The organism is Porphyromonas somerae DSM 23386 (genome assembly GCF_000372405.1).
In the GTDB taxonomy this organism is placed as follows: Bacteria; Bacteroidota; Bacteroidia; order Bacteroidales; family Porphyromonadaceae; genus Porphyromonas_A; species Porphyromonas_A somerae.
This window is the reverse complement of record NZ_AQVC01000009.1, coordinates 25,309-46,710: the sequence shown is the minus strand read 5'-3', so window position 1 is coordinate 46,710 and position 21,402 is coordinate 25,309. Positions and strand designations below refer to the sequence as shown.

Sequence of the window (21,402 nt, the reverse complement as noted above, 5' to 3'; positions counted from 1 at the left end):
CCTTCCTTTGGAGGAACAGCATAAACGGAATAACGTAGAAGCCGCCATGTTCCAATACAGTTTTCATACACGTAATGGCAAGACCCGATACAGGGGCTTGCTCAAACATCGTATGCATGCATATTGCAGATGTATGTGGATGAACCTCCGAAGGATGGTAATATTCCAGATTTCAACATTTCAAAGATCGATATTTGCCCTTTTCGGGCCTATCAGAGAAGCTTTCGGCTCTTTCATGGCAATTTCTCGAAAGGTATTCACCTGCGAAGCCGATTGCTATGTTTCACTCAGAATGACCACACTGGTCAGACTGGATTCAAAATATGCCCCTTTTTAAAGTGGGCTCATCTACTGTAGTATATTATTGCTTAATCCAAATGAATATTATAAATTTAGGAATTCTTGCTCACATTGATGCAGGAAAAACTTCCGTAACCGAGAATCTGCTGTTTGCCAGTGGAGCAACGGAAAAGTGCGGCCGTGTGGATAATGGTGACACCATAACGGACTCTATGGATATAGAGAAACGTAGAGGAATTACTGTCCGGGCTTCTACGACATCTATTATCTGGAATGGAGTGAAATGCAATATCATTGACACTCCGGGACACATGGATTTTATTGCGGAAGTGGAGCGGACATTCAAAATGCTTGATGGAGCAGTCCTCATCTTATCCGCAAAGGAAGGCATACAAGCGCAGACAAAGTTGCTGTTCAGTACTTTACAAAAGCTGCAAATCCCGACAATTATATTTATCAATAAGATTGACCGTGCCGGTGTGAATTTGGAGCGTTTGTATATGGATATAAAAACAAATCTGTCGCAAGATGTCCTGTTTATGCAAACTGTTGTCGATGGATCGGTTTATCCGGTTTGCTCCCAAACATATATAAAGGAAGAATACAAAGAATTTGTATGCAACCATGACGACGATATATTAGAACGATATTTGGCGGATAGCGAAATTTCACCGGCTGATTATTGGAATACGATAATCGCTCTTGTGGCAAAAGCCAAAGTCTATCCGGTGCTACATGGATCAGCAATGTTCAATATCGGTATCAATGAGTTGTTGGACGCCATTTCTTCTTTTATACTTCCTCCGGCATCAGTCTCAAACAGACTTTCAGCTTATCTCTATAAGATAGAGCATGACCCCAAAGGGCATAAAAGAAGTTTTCTTAAAATAATTGACGGAAGTCTGAGACTTCGAGACGTTGTAAGAATCAACGATTCGGAAAAATTCATCAAGATTAAAAATCTAAAGACTATTTATCAGGGCAGAGAGATAAATGTTGATGAAGTGGGTGCCAATGATATCGCGATTGTAGAAGATATAGAAGATTTTTCGAATCGGAGATTATTTAGGTGCTAAACCTTGTTTGATTCAAGGATTATCTCATCAGCATCCCGCTCTCAAATCCTCCGTCCGGCCAAATAAGCCCGAAGAGAGAAGCAAGGTGATATCCGCTCTGAATACATTGTGGATTGAAGACCCGTCTTTGTCCTTTTCCATAAACTCATATAGTGATGAATTGGAAATCTCGTTATATGGTTTGACCCAAAAGGAAATCATACAGACATTGCTGGAAGAACGATTTTCCGTAAAGGTCCATTTTGATGAGATCAAGACTATCTACAAAGAACGACCTATAAAAAAGGTCAATAAGATTATTCAGATCGAAGTACCACCCAACCCTTACTGGGCCACAATAGGGCTGACTCTTGAACCCTTACCGTTAGGGGCAGGGTTGCAAATCGAAAGTGACATCTCCTATGGTTATCTGAACCATTCTTTTCAAAATGCCGTTTTTGAAGGGATTCGTATGTCTTGCCAATCTGGTTTACATGGATGGGAAGTGACAGATCTGAAAGTAACTTTTACTCAAGCCGAGTATTATAGCCCGGTAAGTACACCTGCTGATTTCAGACAGCTGACCCCTTATGTCTTCAGGCTGGCTTTGCAACAGTCAGGTGTGGACATTCTCGAACCGATGCTCTGTTTTGAGTTGCAGATACCCCAAGTAGCGAGTTCCAAAGCTATTACAGATTTGCAAAAACTGATGTCTGAGATTGAAGACATCAGTTGTAATAATGAGTGGTGTCATATTAAAGGGAAAGTTCCATTAAATACAAGTAAAGACTATGCCTCAGAAGTAAGTTCGTACACTAAGGGCTTAGGCATTTTTATGGTTAAGCCATGTGGGTATCAAATAACAAAAGACGGTTATTCTGATAATATCCGCATGAACGAAAAAGATAAACTTTTATTCATGTTCCAAAAATCAATGTCATTAAAATAATGGAGCGGTCAGGAAATTTCTATAAGGCAATACGGTTGGGATATATACTTATCTCCATTCTTATCGGATGTATGGCATATAATAGCCTCTATGAATGGCAGGAGATAGAAGCATTAGAACTTGGCAATAAAAAAATAGACGAGCTCCGAAAAGAAATAAACAATATCAATATTCAAATGATAAAATTTTCTCTATTGGGTGAAACAATACTGGAATGGAACGATAAAGATATCGAGCATTACCATGCACGGCGTATGGCAATGGACAGTATGCTCTGCCGTTTCAAGGCCACCTATCCAGCAGAGCGCATCGATAGTGTGCGCAGTCTTTTAGAGGATAAGGAACGACAGATGTTCCAGATAGTCCGGTTAATGGATGAACAACAATCTATTAACAAGAAGATAGCCAATCAAATTCCGGTTATTGTACAGAAAAGTGTGCAGGAACAGTCCAAAAAGCCAAAACGAAAAGGTTTCTTAGGCATATTCGGCAAAAAAAAGGAAGTAACTCCAGCAGTATCAACCACTATCCTTCATTCGGTCAATAGAAACGTAATCAGCGAACAGAAAGTGCAGGATCGCCAATTGTCGGAACAAGCCGACAGCCTTGCAGCTCGTAATGCAGAACTTAACAGACAACTGCAAGAATTGATTTGCCAAATAGAAGAAAAGGTACAAACCGAACTGCAAAGCCGGGAAAACGAAATAGTTGCCATGCGTGAAAAGTCATTTATGCAAGTAGGCGGTTTAATGGGATTCGTTCTTCTATTGTTGTTAATTTCCTACATCATCATACATCGTGATGCAAAAAGCATTAAACAATACAAGCACAAGACAACTGATTTGATAAGGCAACTGGAACAATCCGTACAACGGAACGAGGCACTGATAACGTCAAGGAAGAAGGCGGTACATACTATCACCCATGAACTGCGCACACCGCTGACAGCAATAACAGGCTATGCCGGACTGATACGGAAAGAACAGTGTGAGGATAAGTCCGGGCAGTATATCCAAAACATACTGCAATCCTCCGACCGTATGCGGGATATGCTTAACACTTTGCTTGACTTCTTCCGCCTGGACAACGGCAAGGAACAGCCCCGTCTGTCACCCTGCCGGATTTCAGCAATCACGCACACACTTGAAACGGAGTTCATGCCTGTTGCCGTGAACAAAGGGCTGTCCTTGTCCGTGAAGACTGGACACGATGCCATTGTATTGACCGACAAAGAGCGAATAATACAAATCGGGAATAACCTGCTGTCAAACGCTGTCAAGTTCACAGAAGAAGGCGGTGTTTCTTTGATTACTGAATATGATAATGGAGTTCTGACACTGGTCGTTGAAGATACAGGTACAGGCATGACAGAAGAGGAACAGAAACAAGCGTTCGGTGCGTTTGAACGTCTATCAAATGCCGCCGCAAAGGAGGGTTTCGGGCTTGGGCTTGCCATAATGCGTAATATTGTGTCGATGCTTGGCGGAACAATCCGTTTAGACAGCAAGAAAGGGAAAGGCAGTCGTTTCACAGTTGAAATTTCTATGCAGGAAGCTGAAGAACAGCTTGGATATACAAGCAATACACCTGTTTATCATAACAATAAATTCCATGATGTTGTCGCCATTGACAATGATGAGGTATTACTTCTGATGCTGAAAGAGATGTATTCCCAAGAAGGAATACACTGCGACACTTGCACCGATGCTGCGGCACTGATGGAAATGATACGCCAGAAAGAATACAGCCTGTTGCTGACAGACTTGAATATGCCCGATATAAACGGTTTCGAATTGCTGGAACTGTTGCGTTCGTCCAACGTGGGCAATTCACCAACAATCCCGGTGGTTGTGGCAACCGCTTCGGGCAGTTGTAACAAAGGGGAACTATTGGCAAAAGGCTTTGCCGGATGCCTGTTCAAACCGTTCTCCATATCGGAACTGATGGAGGTTTCCGACAGGTGTGCCATAAAAGCGACACCGGACGGGAAACCGGACTTTTCCGCCTTATTGTCCTATGGCAATGAAGCCGTCATGCTGGAAAAGTTGATAACTGAAACAGAAAAGGAAATGCAGGCGGTACGGGATGCAGCAAAAGAAAAAGACCTGCAAAAGCTGGATTCCCTGATCCACCACCTGCGCAGTTCGTGGGAGGTGCTCCGTGCCGACCAACCGCTGAATGTACTTTACGGATTGCTTCGTGGCGATGCTCTCCCGGATGGTGAAGCGTTAAGCCATGCCGTGACTGCCGTGCTGGATAAGGGAGTGGAAATAATACGGTTGGCAGAAGAGGAAAGGAGAAAATACGAAGATGAATAAGACAAAAATAATTGTGGTGGAAGACAACATCGTGTATTGCGAATATGTCTGCAATATGCTGTCACGGGAGGGCTACCGCAATATGAAGGCTTACCACCTCTCAACCGCGAAGAAACATCTGCAACAGGCAACAGATAATGATATCGTGGTTGCCGACCTGCGTCTGCCTGACGGCAGTGGCATAGACCTTTTGTGCTGGATGCGAAAGGAGGGAAAGATGCAGCCCTTCATCATTATGACCGACTACGCCGAAGTTAATACCGCCGTGGAAAGCATGAAACTCGGCTCGATAGACTATATTCCCAAACAGCTTGTGGAGGATAAACTTGTCCCCCTGATCCGTTCCATACTGAAAGAACGTCAGGCAGGACAACGCCGTATGCCTATATTCGCCCGTGAAGGTTCCGCCTTTCAGAAAATCATGCACCGCATAAGGCTGGTAGCCGCCACCGATATGAGCGTGATGATATTTGGTGAGAACGGCACGGGCAAGGAGCATATTGCCCACCTGTTGCATGACAAGAGCAAACGTGCAGGCAAGCCATTTGTGGCGGTGGACTGCGGTTCACTCTCCAAAGAGCTTGCACCGTCGGCTTTCTTCGGACACGTCAAAGGTGCATTTACAGGTGCGGACAATGCCAAGAAAGGATATTTCCATGAGGCGGAAGGCGGCACGTTGTTTCTGGACGAGGTAGGAAACCTCGCGTTGGAAACCCAACAGATGTTGCTCCGTGCCATACAGGAGAGGCGGTATCGCCCGGTCGGAGACAAGGCAGACCGGAATTTCAATGTCCGCATCATCGCTGCTACCAATGAAGATTTGGAGGTATCGGTGAATGAAAAGCGTTTTCGGCAGGATCTTCTGTACCGCCTGCACGACTTCGGGATAACCGTTCCTCCGTTGCGTGACTGTCAAGAAGACATTATGCCGCTGGCAGAGTTCTTCCGTGATATGGCAAACAGAGAGCTGGAGTGTAGCGTGAGCGGGTTCAGTTCCGAAGCACGTAAAGCGTTGCTGACACACGCATGGCCGGGCAACGTGCGGGAACTTCGGCAGAAAGTTATGGGTGCTGTATTGCAGGCGCAGGAAGGTGTTGTCATGAAAGAGCATCTGGAACTTGCCGTGACGAAACCGACCTCTACTGTCAGCTTCGCCTTGCGCAATGACGCGGAGGATAAGGAGCGGATATTGCGTGCGTTGAAACAGGCAAACGGCAACCGGAGTGTCGCCGCAGAACTGCTCGGCATAGGCAGGACAACACTATACAGCAAACTTGAAGAGTATGGACTTAAATATAAATTCAAGCAATCATAGCCCGTAATTCACTGAATTTGGCTATCTTTGCATAACATTTGAGAAAAACGGCGATTGGCAGGAGCTTTTCGCCGCCAACATATAGGATAAGACCGCAAGGCGTTTCAAGCGAAAATCTGGTAAATTGGAACTACGGAGACGATTGCGTGATGCTTATGCTATGCTTACGCATAGCGTGCATTCACGTACTCTCCGTAAAGGCTTTACCAGAGCCATCGCTTGAAGGTAGTGTGAATTGCACGCTACTTTTTTACCCTTGCCTAACGAAAGGAAACGATTATGGGTAAAGTTCAGATTCTCGCCGTACTGACGATGGACGGATGTCTTTCTTCAGAGTTATATGATAAAGCACATCAGGATTTGTGCCTTGACCGTTGCGGTCTTGATGAAATCAGGAAGAAAGCCTTTTACCGTGTGACACCGGACTATTCCATTTCAATGCTGCACGAATGGAGAAAAGACTGCACAAACATCCGTTACCTCGCGGAAGCCACACCGGACACGGCAGACTATATAAACGGACTGCTGCGGATGCACGCTGTGGATGAAATCATACTATACACCGTTCCTTTCATATCCGGAAGCGGACGACATTTTTTTAAGTCGGCTCTGCCAGAGCAACACTGGACGCTTTCCTCTTTGAAAAGCTATCCCAACGGTGTATGTCGCATTATCTATATCCTTGATAAAAAAGCAAGATAGCCAAAATGTGCGGCAAGCATACATTTCTATTTTCAGGAATAGAATAAATGTTCCGATTACAAACAATTTAAGTCGGAGATAATTTGTCCTTGTGAAAAAATACTGAATTTTATACCTCTGAAATCCAGCACTTTGTAAAATTGAGTGTTGGATTTTTTATTTTCTGCCGCGTTTTTTGCCAATTATATTCATGTGCGCACGCAGAAAACAAAGTGTAATTTTCAAAATTGACAGAACCATGAATTATTTCTTGCTGGCGGAAACCGACTTTTTCCGCCTGATAAACGAAGCCGGCGACTGCAATATGGAAACGGCATACACGGCTTTCGCCACCCAAGTGATCGAACTGTGCAACGGCGGCATGGACATGAACCTTACCGTCATCGCGCTTGCCTACATCGAAATCGAGTTGCAGCACCATCCCGTACGTAATCTGTCAGAAGAAAAAAGAGAGATTGCCGCCTACGTCAGCAAGGCTCTGTCTTTCGTAAGAAAGATGCAGAAATTCCTTGCCACGCCCCAAGTGCCACCACTAATATCCGCCAACAACGCAACAGAAACCACCGCCAGCCTTCTTCAATGGACGGGCAATGCCATCGACCTCGTGGAACTTATCTACGGCATAGACGTGATGGGCTGCATCAACAACGGCAATATGCCGCTCAAACAGCTCGCCCCACTTCTCTATAAGATATTCGGGGTTGATTCTAAAGACTGCTACCGCTTCTACACTGATATCAAACGCCGGAAGAACGAAAGCCGCACCTATTTCATTGACAGGATGCAGGAAAAACTGAACGAGAGAATGTTGCGTGATGAGGAGTTGGAGCGGATGAGAAAATAAAAAAATATCCATTACATATGAGAAGACAGGAATACTCGTATCCTGTCTTTTTATTTTCATTTAATTATATATTAATTAGCACAATATATGTGAGTTTTTCATTCCTATAAGGACAAATTTCAGAAACGTATGTCTGGTAAATTATTGAGTCATCATAGTATGAACATATATCATTACTAAAAACAATGAAACAACTTCCATAAGATTGTGGTTGTAAAAATCGCCATTTAATAGCCCGTTTTTTTTGTAAAATTCGCCAATTAAAAAAATATGATTATCTTTGCATTATATTTTATAAGGTATGGAAACAGTAAATAGAATACTTCAAGAGAAGATTACAGCACGAATCGCGCCCAATAAAGCAGTACTGATTTTTGGTGCTCGCCGTGTTGGTAAAACGGTAATGATGCGTAAAATTGTGGACAACTATTCAGGTAGGACGATGATGCTCAACGGCGAAGACTACGACACATTAGCACTATTGGAGAATCGCTCAATAGCCAATTATCGGCATTTATTGGATGGTATTGATTTGCTGGCTATTGATGAGGCACAGAACATACCACAAATCGGTAGTATTCTGAAGTTGATAGTTGATGAAATACCGGGAATAAGTGTCTTGGCAAGTGGTTCTTCGTCATTCGATTTGCTGAATAAGACTGGTGAACCGTTGGTCGGCCGCAGTACGCAATTTCTCCTTACACCATTCTCGCAACGGGAAATCGCACAGACGGAAACGGCACTTGAAACCCGCCAGAACCTCGAAGCGCGCTTGATTTACGGTTCCTATCCCGAAGTAGTAATGATGGAGAACTATGGTAACTACTCAGGTAGGTTTGTCGTACTCCCCCATGCACAACTTCCCTCGTTGCAACCAACGAGAGTAAATCGTTTTTTTACAAAATATGAAGCTGTTTATAATGTCAGCATGCTCGGTTTGAGCTGTGCTATTAATTGCAACTCACGGAACGGAGAAAGATCTTGCTTTTTGGCAGTATCAATGACGGAGTGTATTACTGCATACGCTTCGGCTCCAAGGAACGTACGGAAAAGTCCTGCGACTTTCTGCTTCGTCTTTGCCGGTCTAACTGCCCGTTCACTTGCATTATTGTCATATGGGACATCAGGGTTGTCAAGGAAAGTGAAGATATAGTCCTTTTTACCAGACAATCCCTTCTGCATACCAGTAAACTCCTTGTCTTCAGTTCCAAGAGGTCCGTCAAGTAGTTCGTCCAGTCGTTTTTTCAACCCTTCACGGTCTATTTCGTCCCATGCTTTTTCTCTGCGTTGCTTCATTGCGTCTGTTATGAGATTGAGCATGTCCTTGGGCCATTGGTTTTCAGGTTGCAACTCTGTCAGATAAACGAGATTACGCTGGAGATGTACGAGGCAAATCTGGTGGGTCTTGACATTCATGCTGAAGTAAGCTCCGTGCCTGTCCGTTACAAGTACTGTATCTGGGAGTCCCTTGTCAAATGTATCATCTATTGCTTTGTGACCACGTTTTGCATGTGCTTTGAAAAAAGACGCAGTCTCTGTCTGCCATACCCACAGCCAATGCAAGACTCCCGCAATGTCTATACCCGTCTCATCTGCGCCAGCTACTGGAGACTTGCCTATCTTTGACTTGATTCTCTCGTAAAGTGCTCTTGCCCGCTTGGTCATCCTTTGCACTATATTGTTGATCGTACCCTCACTCATGTCTATATGGAACATATCATTCATGAGCCTTTTGATACGCTGGTATGATACAGCGTGCTCTTCACAAAGATATACAACCAGGGCCTGTACATTCGGGCCGTAGAATACGTCTCCGTTTACACCTTCCGGAAACTCGCTGCATACAGTATGCCCACAATTAGGGCAAACCTTCTCCAATATGGAGTACTGGGTTATGACTGGAGCCGGGAAGTTTATATCTATCATCTGGCGAGTCATCTTCTGAATACCCGAAACATTTGACAAATCTTCACCGCAGTCCGGGCAGTTGTCCAATGGTACCTCTACATAAAAATCAGATCTCTCTTCCCTTTGCAAAGTACTTCCCTTATGTCCTGGCTGACCTCCTGACTTCTTGCCAGATGGCTCACGCAATGACTTTGTACGCTTCCTCTCCTCGGAGGCTGCAATATCTTCCTTAGACGGAGGTGTGTTGCTGTTGTGGCTATCTTTCTTTGGTTTCTCCAATTTGTCGAGACGAGCCTTTAGTGTGCAGATTTCCGCATTCTGTTTCTTGATTTTTGCAAGATCTTGTCTGTGTTGCGACTCAAGGTATCCATTACGCTTTTTCAACTCCTTATTCTCAATCTTTATCGGAGCTACTTCATCTTCGAGTTTTGTTAGTCTTCCAAGAATATATCGCAATGCTTCATCAGCGTCAAGAATTACGTCAGGGTGTACGTTGTTTGTACAAGAATCCTTGCGACTCTTGGCATGTAACGCCCTGCTGGGAACTTTGCTATTTGCTGATTTCTTTGCCTTCATTTCACCTACAAAGGTAAAAAAAAAACAACAAATATGCAAGTAAAATAATGTTTATTTTCTTGATATTCAATAGCTTTTATGAGCGTCAAATGCGAAGTGATAATTGAACGTTAAGCTGCTATTGTTTCGTCATAATATGAGTACGGCATACCTACCTGAGTAGTTACGAACTATGAACGTAAAACAGACTACCTACGTGATATTGTCGGTGCATACCTGCTTAAAGATATCTTAGCAATTGACGGCTTAAAAAATTCGAGCAAGATGCGCGATCTACTGCGATTGATAGCTTTTCAGTTGGGCAGCGAAGTTTCTTACGAAGAGTTAGGTAAACAACTCGGCATGAGCAAGACGACCGTTGAAAAATACCTCGACCTATTGGAAAAGGTCTTCGTTATCTATCGTCTGGGGGCTTATTCGCGTAACCTACGCAAGGAGGTTACAAAAGCTGGCAAGTGGTACTTCTACGACAACGGCATTCGCAATGCCATTATCGGGGCTTTCTCACCGCTGGCCATTCGGCAGGATGTCGGTGCGCTGTGGGAGAACTACATCATCGGAGAGCGGCGCAAAGCGAACTTCAATGAGGGACTGCACAGGGAGTTCTATTTCTGGCGCACCTACGACAAACAGGAAATCGACCTGATTGAGGAGAGTGCCGACAGTCTTACCGCCTTGGAGTTCAAGTGGGGAAATAAAATGCCGGCCGCACCGAAAGCCTTCCAAGAAGCCTATCCCTATGCCGAGTTTCATGTGGTAAATCGGGAGAATTATTTGGAGTTCGTATAATCAATAAATTACGTATATGGAAACAAAACTACAATCCAAACAGCAATATCCGCGGTTTATCCAAAATAAACCGTGTGGTATTGACAAATTCGATGGAGGTTCGCAAGAAAGGTTGGCAAAAACTATTGCTCGCCATTTTTGTCAGAATGATTCATTGGATGAGGAATGTACTTTACCTCGAATTATCGGCATCGAAGGTATTTGGGGATCTGGAAAATCCAACGTGGTTAAAATGTTGGAACGTGAATTATCAGACGACTATTACTTTTTTGAGTATGACGCATGGGGACATCAAGAGGACTTGCAACGCCGCTCTATATTGGAATTGCTTACAAGCAAACTTATTGATGATGGTATCCTATCTGGAAATGCAACAATAAAAGTCAAAGGTGGAGGTACGAAAACCGTATCATGGTCTGAAAAGCTGAAATATTTATTAGCCCGTAAAACGGAGACCGTAACCGAAAAATATCCCCTTATCAGTAATGGTATGGTTGCGGCATTTTTGGTTGCAGTTTTAACTCCGATATTTACATTTATTGCGTATGCAGTAAAACCTACACCCACAACATGGTGGTTTTCTTTATTGTCTATTATCATAGCTGCACTGCCAGTTCTTATTGCATTGTGCGTTTGGAAATGGGCATATAGCAAAGATCATAAATATGGATGGAGTTATATGTTAGCTATTTATCAAGATAAAGTCGAAAAGGACGTTTGCTATGAGACTTTGAGCGAAGACGAACCAACGGTTTACGAGTTCAAAACATGGATGCAAGACATTTCTGATTTTATCAAGGAAAAAGGACAACGTAAATTAGTCCTTGTTTTTGACAACATGGATCGTCTCCCCGCTGAAAAAGTAAAAGAATTATGGTCTTCTATCCATACGTTCTTCGCCGATAGCGGTTTTGAAAATGTTTGGGCTGTTATTCCTTTCGATGAAACACATTTAGCTTGTGCATTCGGAGATGAGACCGACGAACAAACGAAACAACTGACCAAGTATTTTATCAATAAAACTTTCCCTATTGTTTATCGTGTTGCTCCTCCTGTTATTACCGACTATCGAAGTATATTCAACAAACTGTTTGTTGAAGCATTTGGAGAAACAGAAAATGAAGCGAAAGAAACTATAAATCGGATATTCAGATTGGTAAATCCTAATGCCAATGTTAGGGAAATTATATCATATATCAATGAGATGGTCGCTCTTAAACAAGAGTGGTGTAACGAAATTTTGATGATAAACATAGCATTGTTCTGTTTGAAGAAGACGGATATTCTGGCAAATCCAGTAGAACAAATATTGTCCGGCGACTATCTGAATGGCATTCAAACAATAATTAACAATGATCTGCAAACACAACGCGAAATTGCAGCTTTGGTATATGGTGTCGATGTTGAAGATGCTCGACAAATTCCATTGAAAAAATATATTGAAGGCTGCATCAACGGAGAAGAAGACCACGACATAAATCAATATGCAGAGACTAATAAACAATTTGACACTGTATTAGAAGAAGTTATACAATGTATGGACAATGCGCTTATCGATAAGATTATACATTGTTTGCATAAATTAACTCGAAAGAGCGATGTTATTCTGCGTGTATGGCAAAGAATAGCACAATTGAAATTAAAAGAATCCATAGAGAAGCAGGTGTTCCCTGTCGAATACCAAGAACTGCTGTTGCATTTAGACACGGAAAGCCAAAACCATGTGATTGCTCAATTATATAAGAAGATAGTTCGGTTCAATGACTTCAATGGCGGCGACTATTTCAAAACGTTAGATGCAATAGACAGGTTTATTGCGCAAAATAAGTTGGCGTGCGATTTTACGTCATTGATTGAAGCAAAAACAGTCAAGCCAAATACATTTATCGATTATATTCAAGCTGCAAATGCAACAGATGCTGCCTATCGGGATAACGCGACAACTAAAGCATATAAATATTATCAAGTAGCAACAAATTCGGAGGCGCTCGATAATTATTTGGCAAACTTACTACCCGATAATTTCGACCATGCAGATATTGTAAAAACGTTAAAAGATAATTCTACCTATACGTTTCCAACGCTTTTGCAAGCGATCACGAATTGCATTGATGAACAGAATGTAAATAAAGATAATATAGGGGCTATATTTACAACCTATCGTTTATTGGCATCTGACGAAGAAAGACCTTTACCTGTAACGTTAGATTCAACCTACATAAATCAGTTGCATTCTGAATTAGAAACTGATGGCCGAAACATTAAAGAGTCTGGATATTACGATTTAGTCGCCATGCAATTGGCACATGGTCATTCCGTTTCCTTAATAGAGGGTGGAGATATAAAATATGTTGCAGAACTCATGGACTATTATGTGGATCATGGAGACTTATTAGTAAATAGTGTGGGATGGAATATACCGCTATTAAATGAAACACTACAATACATGGTAAATCATAAACTTGGCTATAAATTATTGCTCTCAGACATATTGCCCCAATTTGAAGATATTAAGAACAGAATAGGTGTAACGGATGAGGTATTTATCGAGCATTTAGCAGAGTGGAATACCGATTTGGATAAGTATATCACTAAGAACAATATTAAAGATGTAATTCCTGACGCATCTTTTTACGATTTGACCACTAAAATAAGCAATGTCCTGACCGATCATATCAATAAAATAGCGTTCGAAGCGTTGTCTGAAATAAGTGTTGATACATTATACGCCCAAAGAACAGCACATACATCATATTATTGGTTTGTCGCAATAAAACATTTACTGGCTAAAATCAAATCCTTGCCAGATAACTTGACTGAATTTGGCAAAAAGATTCTGATGGATATTGCTTCTGGAACTCAAAGTTTGAATCCTTTCCCTAATTGTTTCAAGAATATAGTTGAAAGATTGGATAAACGAAAAATTAAATCGACAGTTACCGATATAAGAAATGATTTCTGCATCGGTAAAAAGACTATCAATGCAATAAAGTTTCAATTTTTCGAAACATGGCTTAGATCGCATGGTAATTTGAAAAGTCAAGCTGGAGACGTTATTGATAAAATAGTGAAACCTGTAATTTCCGATGGGGCATGCCGTTCATTGATTCTGCAAAACAAAGATTTTTATATGGATTTAATAAATACAGCAGGGGATGATGCTTATGAATTGAAAAAGAGTCTCCGAAACCTCATACAAAAAGATTCAGATCCGCAATTGGTTAAATTTGTCAATTCGATAGATTCAGTACCTGAGGTTGAAACCGCGTAAGTATTTGTCTAACAAGTCCGAATTTTACGATTTTACCCGTCAGAACTGAAGTGCCCCCCAAAAAAATTGTATCCAACTTTTGGGGGTCACTTCAAACTTCGATAGGGATAATTTTCAATTTTGGGGACTTGTTAGACAGTCTCATTATCTGGTAGCAGTTTACACAGCACCGGATCGTTTTTGATACGCTCCAGTTCCTCCTGCACAATCTGCTTCACCTCTTCCTTGATGCGCCGGTAGTTCGCCTGCACCGTTTCCTTCATGCGGTCGTTGCCGTCCTCGTCCGTGAAGTTTGTAATGACGGGAATTTTCTTGTAGGCACTTTCTTCCCGTTTCACCTTTTCGGCATCCACCACAATCTCGCAATGAAAAATCTTCTGCTCGATACGCTCGTTGAAGTTGTCGGATACAGAACCGACAAACATTCCCTGCGTAAGCCCGGAAATCTTACTCGGTGGAATGAGCGCGTCCATCTGCGTGTTGATGGAGGTGGAAACATCCTGCCGGTTGATGGAGATGGACTGCCGTTTCTGCAACACCTTACCGAACCGCTCGGAGAGCGTCTTGGCTGTTTCCCCCACCACCTGACCGGAGAAAATATTGCCGACAGTGTTCATCACCACTTTCGCCTCTTTGTCCCCGTAGTCACGCACTAACTGGCTGAAATCCTGAAAGCCCAGACACACGGCAACCTTGTTGCTTCGGGCGGTAGCTATAAGATTGTCCAACCCTTTGAAGTATATTGTGGGCAACTCGTCGATGATGACCGATGACTTCAGCATCCCCTTCTTGTTGATGAGCTTCACGATACGGGAATTATACAGACCGAGTGCCGCACCGTAGATATTCTGACGGTCGGGATTGTTACCCACGCAGAGGATTTTCGGCTCTTCGGGATTGTTGATGTCCAGCGTAAACTCGCTGTCTGACATCACCCAGTAGAGCTGCGGTGAAATCATCCTCGAAAGCGGGATTTTTGCCGACGCTATCTGACCCATGAGCTGCTCCGCAGCCCCTCCAAGCCACGCATCCATGAACGGCGAAAGGTAGTTCTCCAGCTCCGGATAAGAGGTCAGTATCGGAAATATATCCTCGTAACGGCGGTTCAGAAACTCGATAGCATGGGGAAACGTGCAAAACTTCCCGTTCTGATAGATTTTGAGATACCAGATAATACTGGCAAACAGAATGATAGGTGACTCCACGAAGAAGTCGCCCTGCTTTTGCACCCACGTTTTATTGAGGTTGAGCATTATTGTGTAGGCACTCTCATAGGCATCCGTAATATCTTCCATAAAATCCGGGTGAATGGGATTGCACCGATGAGAGCGTCGCGGGTCGTCGAAGTTGATCACATAGAACTTCGGCTTTACCTTGTAGCCGTCCGGGTGGTTCAGCAAATGGTTGTAGGCAATAGTAGATAGGTCGGGATACTTGAAATCGTAGATGTATTGACTAAAGCCCTTTTCAATCTGTTGCTTGATAAAATTGTTTACCACGGCATAGGACTTGCCGCTGCCCGGCGTACCCAACACGATGGACGCACGGAAGGGATTAACTACATTGATCCAACCGTTGTTCCAGCGTTTCCTGTAATAGAAACGTGTCGGCAGATTGACCGAATACTCGCTTTCGATAAGCCTCGTTTCCTGCATGAAACTCTCGTTCTCGTTGTTGAAAACATCCTCCATCAAATTGTGTTTCAACAGGCGGCTCATCCACAGACCACCCATCAACAGGCAGACATAGCCCGTTCCAATGGTAAGGACATACAGTCCCGTCACCGCTTCAAGCGGCAGCGGCAGGGGCAGCAACCACCAGTTCAGGAAAAACAGCACGAACCCGACGGCAAATGCTGTCCAGATTCTCCCCCAAGTGATTTTCTCACCCTTGACACCCTTCGTACCCAGACAGGACAAGGCAAGCAAAAGGACGGAAAACAGCTTCGTGTAGAGAATGGAATGGAACAGCCCCGCCGTGCGGTCGAAGTTCAGAAGGATTTTGTCCACCACGCCGATGTTCACGCCCCACAGCCGGATGGCTTCGTAGCAGAACCAGTACACGTTCATGACCACTAAAATGATACTCACGGCACGCAGAAAATCCATGATTTTCGCCAATGCCCTCAAATCGTCTTCTTGTTGTGACATACATTGATTTTTTAATTGTTGATACTCTGATTACATACCCAAGCCCTTGCGTTTTTTCTTCTTTTTGCGCTTCATCGCCCGGATGAAAGCCTCTTCCTCGGCATCTACCGCCGGACCTTCGGGAGTGAGCAAGCCCATACCGCCCGATATATCTTCACTGTCGTAGGCGGTCTGCCCGTGTGCCTTGTCCGCAGCATCCACAGGGATGGATAGCGGTATCGGCGGTTGTCCGGCGTATGGCAGGGTGAAGTGTTCCTGCAAGGCATTCGCCGAAAGCTCCTTACCCATGCGCGAACCGTTCAGCACGCATCCCGTGCGGTGGTCGATGAAGGTAGCCCCATAGATGCGCCCTTCCTCTGTGTAGCGCAGTACGGTGTCGATGCCCTTCTCTTTGAGTTGGGATACAAATTTGTCCTTGTCATAAGTGCCTTGCAGCACGGAAAGGACGGTGCGTTTCGTCATGTCTGCCAGTTTCCTATCCTTGATTTCCGATTTGGAACGGACAAACTTCTTCTGTACGGCTTCATAGCCTGCGGACTTCCCGAAAAGCGAGGATTTGAACGGGTTGCCCACCTTGTTACCCTTGTCGTCCGTGACGGAATAGACCAGCCCGTGATACTCCCGTCCGCGCACGTTGCCCCTCGCTTCCTCCACCGTCATATTATATAAGGAAAGGAGCGCACGGTATTCGCCCATCGTCTGGAAACGGTACTGCCCATTCAGAGCCTTCACGGTGTTGCCTACCTGCTTCTTCACATCACCTGCCGATGCGGCCACCTTGCGCAACGGATTATCCAATCTCTGATTTTTACGTTCTGCCGGATGCAATCCGTACTTCTGTTCCAGTTCCCTGCGGATACGGTCGCTGCGGCGGTAGAGAAAATCCCGGTTGAGCCTTTTCCCGTTCTCGTCCACGTTGACCGTCACGATGTGCAGGTGGTGGCGGTCGATGTCCTCGTGCTTGAATACAAGATAAGGCTGGTTTCCGAAACCGAGTTTTTCCAGATACTCGCGGGCGATATTCTGCAACTCAATATCGGTCAGCACATCCTCCGGGTGCGGGTTGAGAGAGATATGCACCACCGGCTTCTCGATCTTCATCTGCGGTGGCAGGAAGGTGAGAAAACCCTCCATCGCCTTGCCTATGTCCACCGTTCCCGAACCGTCATTGTAGATGCGGTTGGTGGTGAGAAGCCGCCCCTGCGCCTCGTTAATCTTCTCCCCGTTGTAGGCAATCGCGCCGTACAACGAACTTCCTACACTGATTTTTGCGACCATTTTGCCTCCATTTCCCTTGAAAGTTCCACAATCCGGCGGCTCAGTTTCACGAGTTCGACGGTGTGTTGCTCTAATTTGTAGAGCAACGCCATCGCCTTTTTCTCTGAAAAATGCAGCCTCAGTTCCTTCACGACTTGGTTGTAATTCGTACCCACGGCACGGAATTGTGCATGAAAATCCGACAGTTTGGTGTAATAGTCCACCAACGTCTTGTCCACCTTCAGCACCTTGAACGGTTGCCCGAAGAAGTGCGCTTTGAGGAAAACAGACCGTGCATAGACACCCGATTTTCCGAACATGGCGAGGAAACGGTTGTGTTCCTCCTCGTTGAAACGGACGGTGTACCGGTACACCGCCGGATCAAGTTTGGGATTTCTCCCTGATTTGCTTTTCCTTTTCTCTTTCATATTACTTTGGATTTAGCGGATTGACGGCATAAGCCGCCGCTTCGGATTACAGCACCGCAGTTCTGAAAGGCTTCCCGACTTCGGAGGGAAAGCCCGCCCCCTGCAAGGGCAAGTGCTTTTCGTGGCTGCTCAAAATATTTTGAGCGGCTGAAAAGACATCTTGCTATGTTCAGGTGAACATAAAAATCCGTCAGGGGACGGATTGGGAAAATACCTTTCAGGACTCCGGGCCGCGCGTCATCGGCGAACCCTGCTGTCCGGGTGCAAAGTTACGCCCTTAAAGCGGTATCGGACAGATGCTTGACCCGGTCAATGACTGCCAACCGGCGCAACGTGCCGCCACTTGCCGGAGAAGTGATACAGGTTCCAAAATATACTTGTTTATTTGCAGCATGATTCAAGAAACGAACGATTTGAAGATATGATAAACGGAACATTCAAATACCCGGAAATCCGCTTCTTCGGATACTTGCCGAAACGGATACCCGAACCGTCGGAAACCCGGTTCTCCGACAATTCGGTGACGTATGGATTCAATGACTTCATGACGCAATGTCGTCAATCACCATTTGTCCGACGCACCGCTTCACCACAGAACCGGATACGCGACGACCCGCCTGCGTGTGTAGTCACGGAAGCGGATGGTGCGACAGCCAAATCCGTATGGAAACAGAAAAACAAATCATCAACAATTAAAATAAATGGAACTATGAGTAAGGAAATCTTCGTTGCATTCGCAACACAGAAAGGTGGCATCGGCAAATCCACTGTCACGGCACTTGCCGCCAGCTACCTGCACAACGTGAAAGGCTACAATGTCGCCGTCGTGGACTGCGACGACCCGCAGCACAGCATCCACGGGCTGCGCGAACACGAAATGGGGCTTATCGACAGCAGCACCTACTTCAAGGCTCTCGCTTGCGACCATTTCCGCCGGATCAAAAAGAACGCCTACACCATCGTCAAAAGCAATGCGGTGAACGCCCTCGACGATGCCGAGAGGATGATTGCCACTGAGGACGTGAAACCCGACGTGGTGTTCTTCGACATGCCCGGCACACTCCGAAGCAACGGCGTGATAAAGACGCTCTCGCAGATGGACTACATTTTCACTCCGCTGAGTGCCGACCGCTTTGTCGTGGAGAGTACCCTGAAATTCGTCACGATGTTCCGCGACAGGCTGATGACTACCGGACAGGCGAAAACAAAGGGGCTGCATCTGTTCTGGACGATGGTGGACGGCAGGGAGAGGAACGACTTGTACGGCATCTACGAGGAAGTGATAGCCGAAATGGGCTTTCCGGTACTTTCCACCCGCTTGCCCGACAGCAAGAAGTTCCGCCGTGACCTTTCGGAAGAGCGCAAGAGCGTTTTCCGCTCCACCATCTTCCCGATGGACACGGCACTGCTGAAAGGGAGTGGCATCCGGGAGTTTTACGAAGAGATAAGCGACATCATCAGACCGCAGTGAGCATGGGCAGCAGGAAAGTGAACACGGAAGGCATCGACGAGGAACTGCTGTTAGCCTCCATCGGGCGGCGCACACAGGACGGGACACTGCGCCCCGCACAGGAAGTACCCGCAGCTGCACCGACCGAAGAGGACACCGCCGCACCGGAACCATCTCCTGTGCAACCCGTAACACGGGAAAAAGCGCAGAGGGAAAGTGGACGCCGGAAAAGGCAGGACGAGGACTACAACGAGCTATTCCTGCGCCGCAACGAGATAAAGACCCGCCAATGTGTCTATATCAGCCGTGACGTCCACGGCAAGATCCTCAGAATCGTGAACGACATCGCCGGAGGGGAAATCTCAGTAGGCGGATATGTGGATACCGTGCTGCGCCAGCATCTGGAACAGCACAAGGAGAGAATCAACGAACTGTACAAGAAACAACGTGAAGATCTGATTTGAAAATGGAAAAAGAAATGACACCGAATGAAAAAAGACCACAGCAAGACTGCGGAGGTATGTTTACCCAAGTGCAGGCGAGTGTGGAAATACTGTCGCCTGTCCCGGTAAGCGGCAAATGCAGTGAGAAGGACTATGAACGCCTGTTCATCCGCGACCCGGAAGTAAAGGCACGTGAGGGGAAGATGGCGTATGTGCGCCCGGAGTACCACGAGCGTATCATGCGTATCACCCGTGTAATCGGGCATGACCGGCTTACGCTGTCCGCTTACATCGACCATGTGCTGACGCACCACTTCAACCAGTGCGAAGATGCGATAAAGAGCCTTTATGCCCGAAATTACAATTCAGTATTCTAACCAAAAACGGAAGGATATGAATTACACAATCAGCATGACAGACATTCTGCTGGCGGTATCGGTCGGCTGCAACCTCTGGTTCCTGTTCCTGCTCCTTTACGAGCGCATCATGGACACGCGGATTGTCCGCTTCTTCAAGGGCATTGTCGGATTATGGCGGTCACTGGACGGGAATGAGGCTAAACGCATAGCGGCACACGAGGAAGTCCCTGCGGAAAAGGCGGACATCATCGGCAAGAGCCGTTTCAGGATGGCATCCACCCGGACAACCGCTGCCATACCGACGCAAGAAGCCGCCACTATTGAAAAAGGCATTGAGCTGTCGGAGGAAGAGGCTACTTTTGACGACGGAAAAACGGGAAACGCATCCCGCCCGGCACAAGTCCCGGAGGAAAAACTCGATGAGACCTTCACGAGCATACCGCCGGAGGAACTGGGATACGGGGACGACGAACCGGAAGAGGACGCCTCGGACACGCCACGGGCTTCGGGCAGCAGCTTTGACGAGATTGACGACGCCTGCAAGACCGCCAAAAACCCGGACGCGACACAGGCGGAACGTGAAAAGGCGGCTAAGGTGTTCACCGACATGGAGGGCACGGAGTTGTACGAGAAAATGATGGAAGGCTCTTCGGAGATAGGCATCCGCATCAAGGGGCTTATCGAGATTCGGCTGAAGAAATCTGAAAAGGAGTTCGTCGTGCCGGACAACATCGAGGAGTTCGACATTCGCAACTATGTATGACAACAATAAAAGAAATGAACATGAAAGAATGACATCAACCCACGCGGCGAGGAAACGCAAGGCGCATCCCCATCCGCAACGGACACGCCCACGTCCGTGGAAACAAACGGGCATCCACTAAAACCAAAGTAAAGAAACAAAGTATCAACCGCCCGACAAAGGACCATCCACCCTTTTGACGGCAAAAAACAAGAACAGTTTATGAACAAGAACATCTTGAAAAACAGAAAAGCAATCCTCTCCGCGGCACTTGTCATCGCCGCAACCGCCTCCGCTTTCGCGCAGGGAAACGGCATCGCGGGCATCAACGAAGCCACCTCTATGGTGAGTTCTTATTTCGACCCCGGAACTAAACTGATATACGCCATCGGTGCAGTCGTCGGGCTTATCGGGGGCGTAAAAGTGTACGGCAAGTTTTCATCGGGCGACCCCGACACCAGCAAGACAGCCGCCTCGTGGTTCGGCGCGTGCATCTTCCTGATTGTTGCCGCCACCATCCTGCGCTCATTCTTCCTTTAATAAATA

14 protein-coding genes and 3 pseudogenes are annotated in these 21,402 nt (G+C 45.7%); 13 read left to right on the top strand and 4 right to left on the bottom strand.

Annotated features, from left to right (window positions below):
- Positions 1-377 precede the first annotated feature (377 nt).
- The 6 genes and pseudogenes from tet(Q) to A3GK_RS11190 form a co-directional block, all read left to right on the top strand.
- Positions 378-2,304: pseudogene (gene tet(Q) / locus A3GK_RS10320) on the top strand (tetracycline resistance ribosomal protection protein Tet(Q)).
- Positions 2,304-4,622 (top strand): hybrid sensor histidine kinase/response regulator, encoded by a 2,319-nt coding sequence (locus tag A3GK_RS0102750; RefSeq protein ID WP_004291467.1) that lies wholly within the window; start codon positions 2,304-2,306, stop codon positions 4,620-4,622. Before tet(Q) ends, A3GK_RS0102750 begins: the two are co-directional and overlap by 1 nt.
- Positions 4,615-5,937: a sigma-54-dependent transcriptional regulator gene (locus A3GK_RS0102745; RefSeq protein WP_004291471.1), complete on the top strand. Its 1,323-nt coding sequence runs from the start codon at positions 4,615-4,617 to the stop codon at positions 5,935-5,937. Before A3GK_RS0102750 ends, A3GK_RS0102745 begins: the two co-directional genes overlap by 8 nt.
- 279 nt (positions 5,938-6,216) lie before the next feature.
- Positions 6,217-6,639 carry a dihydrofolate reductase family protein gene (locus tag A3GK_RS0102740; RefSeq protein ID WP_004291474.1) on the top strand — a complete coding sequence of 141 codons (423 nt, stop codon included), beginning with the start codon at positions 6,217-6,219 and terminating at the stop codon, positions 6,637-6,639.
- A 238-nt stretch (positions 6,640-6,877) separates the two neighbouring features.
- On the top strand, positions 6,878-7,483 hold the full coding sequence (locus tag A3GK_RS0102735; RefSeq protein ID WP_004304269.1) for an RteC domain-containing protein: 606 nt from the start codon (positions 6,878-6,880) through the stop codon (positions 7,481-7,483).
- 301 nt (positions 7,484-7,784) lie between these two features.
- Positions 7,785-8,300, top strand: a pseudogene (locus A3GK_RS11190) (AAA family ATPase); the annotation flags it as partial.
- 98 nt (positions 8,301-8,398) lie between these two features.
- Here A3GK_RS11190 and tnpC read toward each other — a convergent pair.
- Positions 8,399-9,967: an IS66 family transposase gene (tnpC, locus tag A3GK_RS10315; protein WP_018027973.1), complete on the bottom strand. Its 1,569-nt coding sequence runs from the start codon at positions 9,965-9,967 to the stop codon at positions 8,399-8,401.
- A 159-nt stretch (positions 9,968-10,126) separates the two neighbouring features.
- Here tnpC and A3GK_RS10310 point away from each other — a divergent pair.
- Together A3GK_RS10310 and A3GK_RS0102720 are read left to right on the top strand one after the other, a co-directional pair.
- Positions 10,127-10,756: pseudogene (locus tag A3GK_RS10310) on the top strand (ATP-binding protein); the annotation flags it as partial.
- A gap of 16 nt (positions 10,757-10,772) precedes the next feature.
- Positions 10,773-14,027 (top strand): P-loop NTPase fold protein, encoded by a 3,255-nt coding sequence (locus A3GK_RS0102720; protein WP_004291481.1) that lies wholly within the window; start codon positions 10,773-10,775, stop codon positions 14,025-14,027.
- 131 nt (positions 14,028-14,158) lie between these two features.
- On the opposite strand, the gene mobC is transcribed toward A3GK_RS0102720, so the two are convergent.
- Genes mobC through mobA form a run of 3 tightly spaced genes read right to left on the bottom strand, consistent with a single transcriptional unit; the run spans position 14,159 to position 17,862 of the window.
- A complete protein-coding gene (gene mobC, locus A3GK_RS0102715) occupies positions 14,159-16,177 on the bottom strand; it encodes a conjugal transfer protein MobC (RefSeq protein WP_004291482.1) in 2,019 nt (672 codons plus the stop codon).
- Between the two features lie 30 nt (positions 16,178-16,207).
- Positions 16,208-17,455 carry a conjugal transfer protein MobB gene (mobB, locus tag A3GK_RS0102710; protein WP_004291483.1) on the bottom strand — a complete coding sequence of 416 codons (1,248 nt, stop codon included), beginning with the start codon at positions 17,453-17,455 and terminating at the stop codon, positions 16,208-16,210.
- Positions 17,434-17,862: a conjugal transfer protein MobA gene (gene mobA / locus A3GK_RS0102705; RefSeq protein ID WP_004291488.1), complete on the bottom strand. Its 429-nt coding sequence runs from the start codon at positions 17,860-17,862 to the stop codon at positions 17,434-17,436. The genes mobB and mobA overlap by 22 nt, the downstream gene beginning before the upstream one ends.
- Before the next feature lie 421 nt (positions 17,863-18,283).
- Between mobA and A3GK_RS0102700 the strand changes: the two genes are divergently transcribed.
- The 5 genes from A3GK_RS0102700 to A3GK_RS0102680 all read left to right on the top strand — a co-directional run bounded on the left by A3GK_RS0102700 (position 18,284) and on the right by A3GK_RS0102680 (position 21,396).
- Positions 18,284-19,333 (top strand): ParA family protein, encoded by a 1,050-nt coding sequence (locus A3GK_RS0102700; RefSeq protein WP_081605305.1) that lies wholly within the window; start codon positions 18,284-18,286, stop codon positions 19,331-19,333.
- 2 nt (positions 19,334-19,335) lie between these two features.
- Positions 19,336-19,776 (top strand): DUF3408 domain-containing protein, encoded by a 441-nt coding sequence (locus A3GK_RS0102695; RefSeq protein WP_004291503.1) that lies wholly within the window; start codon positions 19,336-19,338, stop codon positions 19,774-19,776.
- 2 nt (positions 19,777-19,778) lie between these two features.
- A complete protein-coding gene (locus tag A3GK_RS0102690; protein WP_004291505.1) occupies positions 19,779-20,132 on the top strand; it encodes a DUF3408 domain-containing protein in 354 nt (117 codons plus the stop codon).
- A gap of 16 nt (positions 20,133-20,148) precedes the next feature.
- Complete coding sequence (locus tag A3GK_RS0102685) at positions 20,149-20,877, top strand: hypothetical protein (RefSeq protein ID WP_004304280.1); 729 nt, start codon at positions 20,149-20,151, stop codon at positions 20,875-20,877.
- Positions 20,878-21,078: 201 nt separating this feature from the next.
- Positions 21,079-21,396, top strand: coding sequence for a DUF4134 domain-containing protein (locus tag A3GK_RS0102680; RefSeq protein ID WP_002560983.1), 318 nt, complete (start codon positions 21,079-21,081; stop codon positions 21,394-21,396).
- Positions 21,397-21,402 lie beyond the last annotated feature (6 nt).